This is a genomic window from Citrobacter sp. Cu231 (assembly GCF_030332265.1).
GTDB lineage: Bacteria > Pseudomonadota > Gammaproteobacteria > Enterobacterales > Enterobacteriaceae > Citrobacter > Citrobacter meridianamericanus.
This window is the reverse complement of the sequence record NZ_JAOWIE010000034.1, coordinates 411,470-424,348: the sequence shown is the minus strand read 5'-3', so window position 1 is coordinate 424,348 and position 12,879 is coordinate 411,470. Positions and strand designations below refer to the sequence as shown.

Genomic DNA, 12,879 nt, shown 5'->3' with positions numbered 1-12,879 from the left:
AGCGCAGCACCATCGGGCAATCACATCACGCACGAAGCCGTTTTGCCAGATGCACGGCAACATCCACGCCGCTGCGCTCCAGAGAAACAGACTCCCCTTCCCACGCCGCCTGACGCGTTAAGCAGGTCAGCACGCCACCGGGCGGCATTTCAATCGCCAGCCGTGCTTCACGTTCGTTAGCGGAGATAACCGCCTCCTGCCAGCGCACCGTGCGCGCCATGTTCATCGCCAGATCGTCGGCAATACGTTCCGGCTGCCACAGCACGCGGCCGGTACTACCGCTCAGGTAGGCGTAGCGCGGGCGGGAAAGCGTCACATGGCTGAACGCCTCAACCAGCTTTTGCGCAGGTTCGGCCAACAGTTCACAATGCGACGGCACGCTCACCGCCAGCCGAGGCGCCTTACTGGCCCCTTTCTCCAGCGCGCGTTTCGCCACTTCAGCCATCGCTTCATCAGGACCGGCAATCACAATCTGCGTTTCGGCATTCAGGTTAGCGATATAGGTGCCGCTGCCTTCTACCAGGCTTTCCACCTGACTCAGCGTTAGCCCCATGATTGCCGTCAGGCCGTAGCCGTGCGGATAGGCCTGCTCCATTAAGTCACCGCGCAGCGCGACCAGCGTCAGCGCGTCGGCGAAGTCGAGCGCACCGGCAATCACCGCCGCCGGGTACGCGCCAATGGAGAGTCCACTGACGATATCAGGCGCTACGCTACGACGTTCTAACTCGCGCGCCCATGCAACGCCAGCAATCAGCAGAGACAGTTGAACGGCTCGGGTATGTTTGAGCGCCTCAGGGGTATCCAGCGTATCAACCTCAGCGCCAAGCACCTCACGCGCCTGGGCCAGTTCCGTCCCCGGAAGGTTTTGCAGCATTCCTGCGTGCTGCGTTCCCTGCCCCGGAAAGGTAAACAGAATTTTCATTATTCCTCCCTGCTCCACGGGTCGCTCACCAGACGCGGCCCCTGTGAGGTTTTTAACAGTGCTTTACCGTCACGCAGCCATTCGTTGAGGGCAAACGCGCCACAGGGCGTTTCCACCTGGGTATCCGCCCGGCACAGCCCGCCCGTCAGTTGCTGTTGCCACATCGCCAACGGCTCGCGAGCCAGCGGCTGCGGCGCGCGGATCAGCAGATCCAGATCGCTTGCCGCGTGGATAACCGGGATCCCGGTCGCCAGCGCATAGCCGGTACTGCCGGTAATGCCCCACGTCCACGGCCACACCTGCTGCGCCAATAACAAAGCCACCTGAACGGGTGGCTGAGAGATAAAGGGCGAGCGCAGCAACGCCAGCGGGTCCACCAGCGATTCCGGCGAGCAGACGCGGACGACCGCCCCCGCTTTTACCCAACCGGCGGCGCGCTGGTCGCGCTTCATCCCGCGGACGCCCACCGGAATGCGCCCCTGCGCATCAACATCACGTCGCACCACTACCGGCAGGCCACTATGCCAGACGGTATCCACCCAGGATTCCGTGACATCTTCAAGTGCGTCGCGCGCATTCAGCCAGATAAGGTCGTGTGGACGTAATGTTGTGCTCATGATTTAGATTCCTGAAGTCAGCGAGATAAACAGCGGCAGCGACAGGATACACAGTACGGAGCTCAACAGCAGCACGGCTTCTGCATCCGGCGACTGCACGCCAAAGCGGTTACCAAACACCACGCCGAAGAAACCCGCGGACAGCGCAATCATCAGGATAGCGGTAATCGCCACGGAACCATGCAGGCCGAAAATCAGCACGATACCCCAGGCAATGGCCGGTTGAATCAGCAGTTTGGCGATAGTGGAGGTGATCACCACGGTGTTGATCTGCAGTTTACGCGCAGAGAGGATCACACCGGTCAGGAACAGCGCCGCCGCAGTCGCGGACAGACCCAGCGGTTTGATCGCCGCCAGCACCAGTTCTGGCATTTTAATACCAATGGCGGAGAGGATAACCCCCAGCAGCGGGCCCATGACGATCGGTTTTTTAATGGAACGCCACATTAGTACCGGCAGCATAGACAGCGTAGAACCGGAGTTACCGCCTTCCACGCGCGCTTTCTCACGTTCGAGGATCAGCAGGCAGAACGGCGTCATCAACACGGAACCGCAGGCGATGGAAACGGCAACGGAAAGCGAGGTGGAAGAAGTTTCACCCAGTACGCTACCCAGAATCGGCAGACCCAGCGCGGCGTAGTTCGGCAGCGCGACGGTCAGCGTCAGCACGGCGGCATCCTGCGGCGATTTCTTGAACACTTTGGTCGCCATAAAATAGATGGCGGCATAGGTAATCCACATCGCCAGCGTCAGTACCACAATCAGCGGTGACTGCGCGACGATACCCGCCCACGGCGTCTGTACGGTTGCGCTAAACAGCGCTGCAGGCAATGCAAAGTCCATGACGAAGATATTGAGCAGGGAGACATTTTTGTTGTCCACCATTTTGGCCTTCCCGGCCCAGAATCCCAGCAGCATGATGACGAAAATCGGAGCAAGAGCATGAACAATTACGTAAGTCATATTTCACCTGTAATGAAAAAAGTTAGCACTGGCGCGATGATTATTATTTTTTCAGATACAGTGACCCACGCGGGCGCAGCGTATGCGCCCACGGAGCCGTACATCCGGCAGGTCTCTTTTTTACTTACCAGCTAGCCCGCATGCGTTCGCGTACGAGGGCAGAGCTGCGGCGGTTGTCAGCGCCCAGACGGCTTTTCAGCGTCGGGTCCTGACGAGCGTCATTAATGGCCTGTTGCAGCGTGGTTTTCACCAGCGCCAGATCGGAAGCAGAAGGCGCGTCCGGATTGCTGATATCCAGCAGATTCTCCAGCAGCCCCAGGGTGGCGTAGTTGCTGATGTCATACGCCATTGGTGGAATAGTCGCCGCCAGTTTTTCCAGCGCGTCAACGGTACGCAGGGTGATACGCGCCGCCGACTCTTTACCCATGGCGTGAATCAGCACGCCTTTGTCGTTGAAGGCGATCAGGCGATTCGCCTGGTAGCCGTGCGCCAGAAACGCACCGGACATCGCTTTACCGACAATCAGGCCAATCACCGGGTGGCCCGCCAGACGCGCGTTGGCATATGCCGCTGCGGCACCGGCCAGCGCCTGGTGAATACCGAAACCTTCTTCACGGCGACCGTAGGCCTGGCTTGGTACATCAATCACCGCCACAATCGGACGTTTCACCGCTTTATCAGCGTCTGCGGCAATGGTTTCACTGACCACTTTTGCCAGCGTCCAGCCTTCCAGCAGACCGACTTCCCCTTTCGCTGCGCGCGGGAAGTGGTTATTGGCATCCGGCACCACGGCAACAAAACGTACCGTTTCACCGTTAAGTTCACCGTCAGCGGCCTGCACAGACGGGCACAGCCCTTCGATTCGTTTGGCGTTCGGAACCAGCGTTTCCAGCCATAATTCGCCACGGCTAATTGCGTTACTCATCATTTCACCTCCCGGGCGAAGAGCGCATGAATCTGTTCGGTATCCGCCTGTTTGCGGGTATCGAAATTCGTCAGACGGTCGAGATACCAGGCATAGTTGTCGGTGCGATGTTTCGCCGGAACGCCTTTCGCCAGCGCATCGTTCATGGCGGCTTTCACCGCGTTAACGCCGTCACCGACCAGCGCTTCAACCAGACCGCTTTCGTAGCGAATTTCGCCGCCGGTCATACTCCAGATAAACGGACGGTCGCGGGAGTCATACTCTTCAATACCGGCTTCCTGTTCGATGACCTGCGGACCGTTCAGGCCAAGACGCGCTTCGCGGGTCACAATCAGATAGCTACACAGCGCCGCTGCGATAGACATCCCACCGAAGCAGCCCACGGTACCGGCCACAATGCCGACCACCGGGGTGTAACGACGCAGGTCAACAATCGCCGCGTGGATGTCGGCAATCGCCGCCAGGCCCAGGTTCGCTTCTTGTAAACGTACGCCGCCGGTTTCCAGGCTCAGAACGGCCTGAGTTGGGATGCCGTTACGGTTATCTTCCGCCGCCAACTCTAGCGCCGCCGCCATTTTGGCGCCGGACACTTCGCCCATGCTGCCGCCCTGGAATGCGCCTTCAATCGCCACTACAACGGCCGGTTTGCCATTGATGGTGCCTTTTGCCACAACCATGCCGTCATCGGCCTGTGGGACAATGCCCTGCGCGCCCAGCCACGGCGACATCACGCCTTCAAACGGGTCGAGCAGTTCACGGTAGCTGCCTTCATCCAGCAGCGCATGCGCACGCTGGCGTGCTTTTAATTCGATAAAACTGCGATCATCACGCATAGCTCACCTCTTCAAAAACCTGTTCGATACGGATGCGCGCCACGCCCGGCGTCGCTCCGAAGTCGTGGATGGTCAGTTTGCCGGCAGGCAGGCTGCTGACCGTTTGCAGACGGTTAATCAGTGCTTCCCAGCGGCTGCGGCTGTTATCGACAGAAGTGGTGATATCAATGGTTAACGTCTGGCCCTGGTCGGCGGTGAATAACACCTCCATATCCCCGGAGCCCACAACGCCTGCCAGCGCTTTGCCGCTTAAGGTGCGGCTGGCCGGTACGGTTAACGTAATGTGTTCCATAACATCCTCTTAATGCTTGAAATAAGGCGATTCGATGCGATCGAGAAACAGGGTGGCGGCAAGCAAATCAGCGGCACCGCCCGGCGAAGCGTTGAGCGCCAGCATGTGGCTATCAAGCGCGGCCAATGCCGCCTGACCTGCCGGATGGGCGCTGCCGCCCGCGTTCAGCACTGCGCGAGCGCCGTCTTGCATGGCGTCCAACCCTTCCAGCCCGGCGCGAGACAGCACGCAGGTGTCGGTCAGCGAGGTCATGATCGCCATCAGCGCATCGAGCCTCGCATGGGCTTCGCTGCTACCGTTAAGTCGGCTGAGCCGCAGCTGCGGCAACGCACGCTGCATCACATGCGGAAACGCCTGCTGCGCCTCTTCACGCGCGCCCGGCACCTGATAACGGTGGGTGGCGCGCAGCCCTTTGCTAAACACTTTTGGTGCCGCGGCATCTGGCAGCTTCGCCAGTTCGGCGGCGGTCGCGGCAACCTGTTTCGCGTTGCCCGCTCCGCCATGCATTGCCACGGCGCTCACCAGCAAGCCCAGTGCCCAAATCGCGCCACGGTGAGTATTGACCCCGCCGGTGGCTGCCATCATCTGCTGCTCGCCTTCGCGGCCGAGTCGCCCTATGGTTTGTCTAAGCGCAATATCCGCCGGACGTTGCCAGCTTTGTTGCGCCAGCGCCTGAAATGTAGGGGCCAGGCTGTGCGCGGAGCGCTCCATTAGCGCAAGCGATAAATCGTGGTGCGCGCCGTTCCCCCGACTGTCCACCAGACCGGGTTTCGGGCTTAATCGTGCTTCGTCAATCAGACACTGCGTGGCGGTTCGCGCCAGCCATTCGGCACCGCCTTCAACCTGAATCTGGGGCAGAAGTTTCATTACCAGCTCCGGAATTTCGCAGGTGGGTTGTAAAGACCGCCGGACCATTCCACCAGGTCAGCGACGCTACCGGCCGCCAGCAGCGAACGGGTGGCATCGGTACGACGAATGCCCATATCTTCCGGATAGACAACCTTGCCGCTCTGACGCAGCTCGGCTACGCGTTTCGCGTCAACGCCCAGACCAATATCGGTGATACCCGCGACCGCAGCCACCATCGCACGGCGCTCTTCAAGATCTTTGGCGCGATAGAGGTAAGCAATACCTTCTTCGGTCAGCACGTGGGTCACGTCGTCGCCGTAGATCATCACCGGTGCCAGCGGCATGCCCGAGGCTTTCGCCACATCAACCGCGTCCAGTTTTTCAACGAAGGTTGGCTTCACGCCGGCCTGGAATGTTTCGACCATCTGCACAACCAGTTTTTTACCGCGCTGCATTGGATCAGGCTCGGTGATCATGTTCAGCCAGGCAGGCGTTGCATGACGACGACCGTGTGGGTCATGACCCATGTTTGGCGCGCCGCCGAAGCCAGAAAGACGACCGCGGGTCACGGTAGAGGAGTTGGCGTAGCCATCAACCTGTAGGGTAGAACCGATGAACATATCCACCGCGTACTGACCTGCCAGCTGGCAGAAGGCGCGGTTAGAACGCATCGAGCCGTCGGAACCGGTAAAGAAGATGTCAGGACGGGCGCGGATGTACTCTTCCATCCCCAGCTCGCCGCCGAAGCAGTGCACGCTTTCAACCCAGCCGCTCTCAATCGCCGGAATCAGCGTTGGATGCGGGTTCAGCGTCCAATGTTTACAGATTTTGCCTTTCAGGCCGAGCTGTTCGCCGTAGGTTGGCAGCAGCAGTTCGATAGCCGCGGTGTTAAAGCCGATGCCGTGGTTCAGTGACTGGACCTGGTGTTCCGCGTAGATGCCTTTAATCGCCATCATCGCCATCAGGATGTGTTCCTGTTTGATGAGACGCGGATCACGGGTGAACAGCGGTTCGATAAAGAACGGTTTGTCGGCCACAACCACGAAATCAACCCAGGAGCCAGGGATATCCACGCGCGGCAGGTCACATTCATCGTCCACTAGCTCGTTCACCTGTGCGATGACGATACCGTCGTGGAACGCGGCGGCTTCAACCAGCGCTGGGGTATCTTCGGTGCTCGCCCCGGTGTAGAGGTTACCTTTGCGGTCGGCTTTGAAGCCGGCAATCAGCGCCACGTTCGGCGACAGGTCAACGTACAGACGGGAATAGAGTTCGATGTAGGTGTGGATGGCGCCGATTTCCAACTGACCATCTTCCAGCAGCTGCGAAATACGCAGGCTCTGAGTACCGGAGAAGGAAAAGTCCAGCTTGCGGGCGATCCCTTTTTCGAAGATGTCCAGATGCTCGCTGCGGCCGACGCTCGGCATGATCATGTGCAGGTCGTGCACAATCTGCGGGTTAACCTCGGCCAGCATGCGGGATAAGAAATCTGCCTGCTTTTGGTTATTCCCTTCTAATACCACGCGGTCACCCGGCGCGATCAGTTTTTCCAGCATTGCGGTCAGGTCTGCGGTTGGCAGAACCTTGCCCTGCACCGGGACGGAAGCCAGACGCCGCTGTTTTTCGGTGCGGCGTGTGTTCCAGACGCGTGCTGGTGTTTGCCCAGATAACATTATTAACCTCCTGATTCAGCTAATCATTTTGATTGCTTAACACAGCTAAGAGTGTGCGCTCTGGTGAGAAAGTCATCAATTAAGCGTAGGAAAGAATCATTAGCTTGAGAGTAATAATTGAAGTAACCATTTGTGACGATGATCAATTTACGCCGGGAGGGAGGAGAAAGCGGGCAACGCTACCCGCTGGCGGGAAATTACCGTTGCGTCGCCAGACGCTGGCGGATCTGTTCGAAGTGCTCACGGTTAAACAGCTTACCGTTGAGAAAACGGGTTTTCAGCTCCCCTTCCTGCTCTTGTTCCCAGGTTTGTTCATCATGCAGACGCAATTCCCCCTGCTCATCACGTGCTACGCGAAGTAGGCCACGGGCTGAGCGCTTTAAGCCATTATCCGTTTTTGGCTCTTTAAAAATTGTCCGCCCTTTGCCATCAACTTCTCCCCACGTCGCTTTCATCGCAAAACCGAAGGTGTCACGCGTGTTGTACTGATAGGTAAAGGAACCGACGCCAAACACGACGTTTGAACTGGCAAATCCTTTCGCTTCCAGACGACGCAGGATTTCATTCGCCCGCTCAAGGGTAATGGAATCGCCATAAATCAGTCCCACATGTGGGTCGAGCACCTTGTAGCCTTTAGCGTTAACCGTGCCGCCAAAAATCTCCCACAGCACTTCCACAGACCCTTTTTCCTGCGCGCTGCGTTCGCTTGTTGTATCGTCATCTGCGCCAGTACCACACAGGATCTCCACCGGGTTACCGCTGTCTGGGCGAAATACCACCCGCCCTTCACGGGCCAGAATGATGTTCTTCAGCTCGCGGGTATATTCCGTCAGCACCTGCCAGTAGTCCCAGGTATCAGAGACTATCGACACAAATCCCTGCGGGTAGAGATCGACAATCAGGCGGCGGAAGGTCTCGATCTCGTGTTCACGTTCGCCCATACACATCACACTGTGCTCAGTTGCCGGAATGCTGGCGCCGATAAAATAGGCCTCGCCGTCGGTGTAGTAATCGCGGGTATACAGCAGGGATGGAATACTGTCGGTCCCTTTAAAACTCAACAAATGCCCGCAGCCCGCCTGCATGGTGTCCTGCAATCCGGCCATACCGCGAAATGAAAAGTCATGGCACTGGAAGTCGAGATGCGTCAGATCGCTACAGGTTTTCTGTGCCCAGCGTGCGCAGATTTTTCGGTAGTGATGAGCAATCGTGGCGTTTGTTGACGCCTTCCATAACTCGGCCGACAGTATGGTCTCCAGGTAATTCACCAGCCAGAAAAACTCAGGTTTAGTGTTGATAATGGTTAAAACCGGCACCGTCATTGGGACTTTGCTGCCTTCATCCAGCGCCTTAATATGCAGCGGCAGATAGCCCAACTGATGCAATGCACGAATATGGTCCACCGCCACCATATCTTTGCCGAGATAGCTGTCCATGAGCTGTTTGTACTCGTTCACCACCTCATCTTCCGGGCGGGCAAAAAACGCTTCATTAAACAGGTCAACTAAAAACCACTGTAAGAAACCCTGCAGACCAAAGAAAACCAGTTTGCCATCTGGCAGCGGCGACGAGAAAAAGCGATCGCTGCGCGGAGTAAAGTTGGAATAGACCCGGCTGGTGCCCAGTGGATACTGCACGCGGTGAGACACTTTGTAGCCATCGATAGCTAAAATTGGATTCATTTTCATAACAGGTGTCTCCCTCAGGCGCAGTAAATCGCGTCAATATCGATAAGTTCAAGCTGCGGATGTTTCAGCGTCGGGACAGCGAAAGAAGTGGTGGTGTAGATGGCGTCAATACCGTTATCAAACAGGTGTTCAACGCCCTTAGAAAAGATTCCGTGGGTGACATACAGGCTAACGCTGCGGGCACCGGCATCACGTAGCACCTGCGCGGAGCCTATGAAGGTGCCGCCAGCATCACACAGGTCGTCCACAATCAGCAAATCACGCCCACTGACATCCCCGGTCAGTAATGCAAATCCCGTCAACTTGCCGCTTGCTACATCACGTTTCTTGCTCAGGATGGCGTACTCCGCCACGCCGGCTGCTCTCGCCACGGTATCAATCTTCTTCAGTGCGCCAGCATCCGGGGCAACCAACATCAGCGCATGTTGCTGAAACAGCCGCGATAATGACGCGCTTTGCAACAGGCAGCACTCTTGCCCAATGGCGACCAGGTTGTCGATGGCCGCAGCCGCCGCGTCACTGTGCGGGTCGAGCACGTTGACCTTATCGAATTTCAACGTATTGAGGTGACTGGCGAAGACTTTCAGCGCAAAGCTGTCACCTGCCACCATATGTCTGTCCTGACGCGCCCACGGCAACCAGGGAAGTTCGAGATGGCTGACCAGCACATCAGTTTGGTGGCGAACCGCCTCCACCAGTTGCGCCAGCAGCATAAAGTCATTCATATCACGCATTGCTGCAGCGCGGATGCGCATCAGGCGAGCAAAGGATGGTAGTGCATCGATGACTTTTAACCAGACGGCGCCATCAGGAAAAACACCGCTGGCAACTGCATAGGTTTGGTCGTCCAAAGTTAGTGTCAGTTTTAAGCTCATCACTCGACTCCTATTAATTGTGTCCCTTCGACACAATTAATAATGTCCCTAAGACACATATTAGGCAAGCATAAAATTCATCATTTTTTATCGTGTGGTAATACACTGATAAATAATACTAAAAAACGAACCTTGCTCCCCGACATCGGACTGGTACACTTGTCCGCGTGACAAATCATCGTGAGTGTTTTATGACCACCGAAGCCGACTACCTGAAGCAATACGACGCCAGCCGCTTCCCCTCTCCTTTGGTGACGGTAGATAGCGTGTTGTTTACCCTGCATCAGCAGACGCTGTGCGTATTATTGGTCGAGCGGGCAACCCAACCGCAAAAAGGGTATTGGGGATTACCTGGCGGCTTTATTGATATTGAAAACGATGATTCAACCCGCGCCACAGCGCTGCGCAAACTCACTGAAAAAACGGGCGTTTCGCCTTCGTGGCTGGAACAGCTGGATACCTTTTCCGGGCCCGAACGAGACCCGCGAGGCTGGAGCCTGACAGTAACCTGGTTTGCGCTAATCGCCTGGGTAGACTGTGCGCCGCACATCGCCAGCGTCAGCAACGCCCGCTGGGTGCCAGTTGATGAGCTGAAAAACTATTCACTCGCGTTCGATCACGAAAAAATCATTACGGCGGCGCTGCATCGCTTGCGGCAAAAAACGATGTACTCGCTCCTGCCCGTATATTGTTTGCCGGAGACATTTACCCATGGGCAACTGCTGGAAGCTACTGAGGTTATCCTCGGTCAGTCGATCCAGCGTAAAAGTCTGATTCGCCGCTTTGAAGCTTCAGGAATGTTTGAAGATACCGGAGAAAGCGTAGCAACAGGGACGCGTAAAGCTCGCCTGTGGCGACGTAAACCGGGCGTGGAAATTCATCTTTTTTCACGTAACCTGCTGGCAGAATAAGCGCAAAATCACATATTGGCTAACCCGCATGCGCTGCGCGCGGTATAGTTATTCTTTCCGAATATTAATTGCTCTGGTGTTATGGTTGAAATCACGTCCACAGAAATGACTCCACCTACCGAAGATTCGCGAGATTTCCGTCCAATGCGCGGTATCAGTAACCGCCATCTGCAGACGATGCTGCCGCGTTTAATTCGCCGCAAGGTGAAGTTCGATGCCCACTGGCAGCGTCTGGAATTGCCAGACGGTGATTTTGTCGATCTGGCGTGGAGTGAAGATCCGCAGCAAGCGAAACACAAACCGCGCCTGGTGGTTTTTCACGGCCTGGAAGGCAGCCTGAACAGCCCCTACGCACATGGCCTGATTGAAGCAGCACAAAAGCGCGGCTGGCTGGGTGTGGTGATGCATTTTCGCGGCTGCAGCGGCGAACCAAATCGTCTGAACCGCATTTATCACTCCGGTGAAACAGAAGACGGCACCTGGTTTTTACACTGGCTGGAGCGTGAGTTCGGTCGTGTGCCGACCGCAGCGGTAGGCTATTCGCTTGGTGGAAACATGCTGGCCTGCCTGCTGGCAAAAGAAGGCACCGAGATTCCAATTGATGCTGCGGTTATCGTCTCTGCCCCTTTCGTGCTGGAAGCCTGTAGTTACCACATGGACAAGGGATTCTCCCGGGTCTATCAGCGCTACCTGCTTAATCTGTTGAAAGCCAATGCCTCGCGTAAGCTTGAGGCTTATCCTGGCTCACTGCCGGTGAGTCTGGCCCAGTTGAAATCTCTACGTCGCATTCGCGATTTTGACGATCTGATCACCGCCAAAATTCACGGTTTCGCCGATGCGATAGACTATTACCGTCAGTGTAGCGCCATGCCATTGCTTAATCAGATCGCCAAACCGACGCTGATTATCCATGCCAAGGATGATCCGTTTATGGATCATCATGTGATCCCTGAACCGGAAAACCTGCCCTCGCAGGTGGAGTATCAGCTTACTGAACACGGCGGCCATGTCGGATTCATTGGCGGTACGATACGCCATCCGGAGATGTGGCTGGAATCCAGAATCCCGGACTGGCTGACAACGTATCTGGAGGCGTCATCATGATTATCCCCTGGCAAGACATCTCCCCGGACGCGCTGGACAATCTGCTTGAAAGCTTTGTCTTGCGCGAAGGCACCGATTATGGTGAACATGAACGCTCGCTCGAACAAAAAGTCGCCGACGTCAAACGCCAACTACAATCAGGTGAAGCCGTGCTGGTGTGGTCCGAATTGCATGAAACGGTCAACATTATGCCGAGGAAGCAGATTCGCGAGTAATCCGTAGCCGCCGGCCGACTTTACTATAATTACAACCATTTCATGGAGTTGTTATGTCTGCCAAACATCCGGTGATTGCGGTAACAGGATCCAGCGGCGCGGGGACCACCACCACCAGCCTCGCGTTTCGTAAAATATTCGCGCAGTTAAATCTGCGCGCCGCCGAGGTGGAAGGCGACAGTTTTCATCGCTATACCCGCCCGGAAATGGACATGGCGATTCGCAAAGCGCGCGATGCCGGGCGGCATATCAGCTATTTCGGCCCCGAAGCTAACGACTTCGGTCTGCTGGAGCAAACCTTCATTGAATACGGTCAGACGGGCAAAGGTCAGTCGCGTAAATATCTGCACACCTACGATGAGGCCGTACCGTGGAATCAGGTTCCGGGGACATTTACGCCCTGGCAGCCGCTGCCTGAACCGACAGATGTCCTGTTCTATGAGGGACTTCACGGCGGCGTTGTCACCCCGCAGCAAAATGTGGCCCGGCATGTCGATCTGTTGGTTGGTGTGGTGCCGATCGTGAACCTGGAGTGGATCCAGAAGCTGACCCGCGATACCAGCGAGCGTGGACACTCGCGTGAAGCGGTGATGGACTCGGTGGTGCGTTCAATGGACGATTATATCAATTACATCACGCCACAGTTTTCTCGTACGCATATCAACTTTCAGCGCGTACCGACTGTAGATACCTCTAACCCCTTTGCCGCCAAGAGTATTCCGTCACTCGATGAAAGCTTTGTCGTGATTCATTTTCGTAATCTGGAAGGGATCGATTTCCCATGGCTACTGGCCATGCTGCAGGGCTCATTCATTTCTCATATCAATACATTGGTTGTTCCGGGCGGGAAAATGGGTCTGGCGATGGAATTGATTATGCTGCCGCTAGTCCAGCGACTGATGGAAGGTAAAAAGATAGAGTAAGGTGTTTTTTTGCCGGATGGCGGCTAATGCCTTATCCGGCCTACGCGTTTAAATCCTGTAGGCCTGATAAGTGTATCGCCATCAGGCAT

13 protein-coding genes and 1 pseudogene are annotated in these 12,879 nt (G+C 56.3%); 4 read left to right on the top strand and 10 right to left on the bottom strand.

The annotated features are described in order from the left end of the window. Positions 1 to 25: 25 nt before the first annotated feature. From mdcH to prs, 10 genes are all read right to left on the bottom strand, one after another. Positions 26 to 922 (bottom strand): malonate decarboxylase subunit epsilon, encoded by an 897-nt coding sequence (gene mdcH, locus OGY15_RS12875; RefSeq protein WP_286539475.1) that lies wholly within the window; start codon positions 920 to 922, stop codon positions 26 to 28. Next, a complete protein-coding gene (locus tag OGY15_RS12870) occupies positions 922 to 1,539 on the bottom strand; it encodes a malonate decarboxylase holo-ACP synthase (protein ID WP_286539473.1) in 618 nt (205 codons plus the stop codon). Before OGY15_RS12870 ends, mdcH begins: the two co-directional genes overlap by 1 nt. 3 nt (positions 1,540 to 1,542) lie before the next feature. Then, entirely contained in the window at positions 1,543 to 2,502 is a 960-nt protein-coding gene (locus tag OGY15_RS12865; protein WP_286539471.1) for an AEC family transporter, read from the bottom strand. Between the two features lie 124 nt (positions 2,503 to 2,626). Next, positions 2,627 to 3,427: a biotin-independent malonate decarboxylase subunit gamma gene (gene mdcE / locus OGY15_RS12860; protein WP_151217207.1), complete on the bottom strand. Its 801-nt coding sequence runs from the start codon at positions 3,425 to 3,427 to the stop codon at positions 2,627 to 2,629. Further along, the gene (locus OGY15_RS12855; RefSeq protein WP_123650847.1) at positions 3,427 to 4,260 is read right to left on the bottom strand and encodes a biotin-independent malonate decarboxylase subunit beta; all 834 of its coding nucleotides are present in this window, start codon (positions 4,258 to 4,260) and stop codon (positions 3,427 to 3,429) included. The genes mdcE and OGY15_RS12855 overlap by 1 nt, the downstream gene beginning before the upstream one ends. Further along, the gene (gene mdcC / locus OGY15_RS12850; RefSeq protein WP_035894381.1) at positions 4,253 to 4,552 is read right to left on the bottom strand and encodes a malonate decarboxylase acyl carrier protein; all 300 of its coding nucleotides are present in this window, start codon (positions 4,550 to 4,552) and stop codon (positions 4,253 to 4,255) included. Before mdcC ends, OGY15_RS12855 begins: the two co-directional genes overlap by 8 nt. A 9-nt stretch (positions 4,553 to 4,561) precedes the next feature. Next, positions 4,562 to 5,419 (bottom strand): triphosphoribosyl-dephospho-CoA synthase, encoded by an 858-nt coding sequence (locus tag OGY15_RS12845; protein WP_210904213.1) that lies wholly within the window; start codon positions 5,417 to 5,419, stop codon positions 4,562 to 4,564. Next, on the bottom strand, positions 5,419 to 7,074 hold the full coding sequence (gene mdcA, locus OGY15_RS12840; RefSeq protein ID WP_035894383.1) for a malonate decarboxylase subunit alpha: 1,656 nt from the start codon (positions 7,072 to 7,074) through the stop codon (positions 5,419 to 5,421). The genes OGY15_RS12845 and mdcA overlap by 1 nt, the downstream gene beginning before the upstream one ends. 197 nt (positions 7,075 to 7,271) lie before the next feature. After that, positions 7,272 to 8,762: a nicotinate phosphoribosyltransferase gene (locus OGY15_RS12835; RefSeq protein ID WP_286539463.1), complete on the bottom strand. Its 1,491-nt coding sequence runs from the start codon at positions 8,760 to 8,762 to the stop codon at positions 7,272 to 7,274. Between the two features lie 14 nt (positions 8,763 to 8,776). After that, positions 8,777 to 9,637: a ribose-phosphate diphosphokinase gene (gene prs / locus OGY15_RS12830; protein ID WP_151216825.1), complete on the bottom strand. Its 861-nt coding sequence runs from the start codon at positions 9,635 to 9,637 to the stop codon at positions 8,777 to 8,779. A gap of 191 nt (positions 9,638 to 9,828) precedes the next feature. Between prs and OGY15_RS12825 the strand changes: the two genes are divergently transcribed. From OGY15_RS12825 to OGY15_RS12810, 4 genes and pseudogenes are all read left to right on the top strand, one after another. Beyond that, positions 9,829 to 10,548 (top strand): NUDIX hydrolase, encoded by a 720-nt coding sequence (locus OGY15_RS12825; RefSeq protein ID WP_151216826.1) that lies wholly within the window; start codon positions 9,829 to 9,831, stop codon positions 10,546 to 10,548. Between the two features lie 44 nt (positions 10,549 to 10,592). Further along, a pseudogene (locus tag OGY15_RS12820) lies at positions 10,593 to 11,652 on the top strand (hydrolase). Next, positions 11,649 to 11,867: a YheU family protein gene (locus OGY15_RS12815; RefSeq protein ID WP_187253777.1), complete on the top strand. Its 219-nt coding sequence runs from the start codon at positions 11,649 to 11,651 to the stop codon at positions 11,865 to 11,867. Before OGY15_RS12820 ends, OGY15_RS12815 begins: the two are co-directional and overlap by 4 nt. 53 nt (positions 11,868 to 11,920) lie before the next feature. Next, entirely contained in the window at positions 11,921 to 12,790 is an 870-nt protein-coding gene (locus tag OGY15_RS12810) for a phosphoribulokinase (RefSeq protein ID WP_003827751.1), read from the top strand. The last annotated feature ends 89 nt before the right edge of the window (positions 12,791 to 12,879 follow it).

Excerpts from the sequence above, each read along its gene's own strand:
- mdcA (WP_035894383.1), bottom strand. The coding sequence starts at position 7,074 with ATGTTATCTGGGCAAACACCAGCACGCGTCTGGAACACACGCCGCACC.
- mdcC (WP_035894381.1), bottom strand. The coding sequence starts at position 4,552 with ATGGAACACATTACGTTAACCGTACCGGCCAGCCGCACCTTAAGCGGC.
- OGY15_RS12865 (WP_286539471.1), bottom strand. The coding sequence starts at position 2,502 with ATGACTTACGTAATTGTTCATGCTCTTGCTCCGATTTTCGTCATCATG.
- OGY15_RS12825 (WP_151216826.1), top strand. The coding sequence starts at position 9,829 with ATGACCACCGAAGCCGACTACCTGAAGCAATACGACGCCAGCCGCTTC.
- OGY15_RS12855 (WP_123650847.1), bottom strand. The coding sequence starts at position 4,260 with ATGCGTGATGATCGCAGTTTTATCGAATTAAAAGCACGCCAGCGTGCG.
- OGY15_RS12870 (WP_286539473.1), bottom strand. The coding sequence starts at position 1,539 with ATGAGCACAACATTACGTCCACACGACCTTATCTGGCTGAATGCGCGC.
- OGY15_RS12845 (WP_210904213.1), bottom strand. The coding sequence starts at position 5,419 with ATGAAACTTCTGCCCCAGATTCAGGTTGAAGGCGGTGCCGAATGGCTG.
- prs (WP_151216825.1), bottom strand. The coding sequence starts at position 9,637 with ATGAGCTTAAAACTGACACTAACTTTGGACGACCAAACCTATGCAGTT.
- OGY15_RS12835 (WP_286539463.1), bottom strand. The coding sequence starts at position 8,762 with ATGAAAATGAATCCAATTTTAGCTATCGATGGCTACAAAGTGTCTCAC.
- OGY15_RS12815 (WP_187253777.1), top strand. The coding sequence starts at position 11,649 with ATGATTATCCCCTGGCAAGACATCTCCCCGGACGCGCTGGACAATCTG.
- mdcE (WP_151217207.1), bottom strand. The coding sequence starts at position 3,427 with ATGAGTAACGCAATTAGCCGTGGCGAATTATGGCTGGAAACGCTGGTT.
- OGY15_RS12810 (WP_003827751.1), top strand. The coding sequence starts at position 11,921 with ATGTCTGCCAAACATCCGGTGATTGCGGTAACAGGATCCAGCGGCGCG.
- mdcH (WP_286539475.1), bottom strand. The coding sequence starts at position 922 with ATGAAAATTCTGTTTACCTTTCCGGGGCAGGGAACGCAGCACGCAGGA.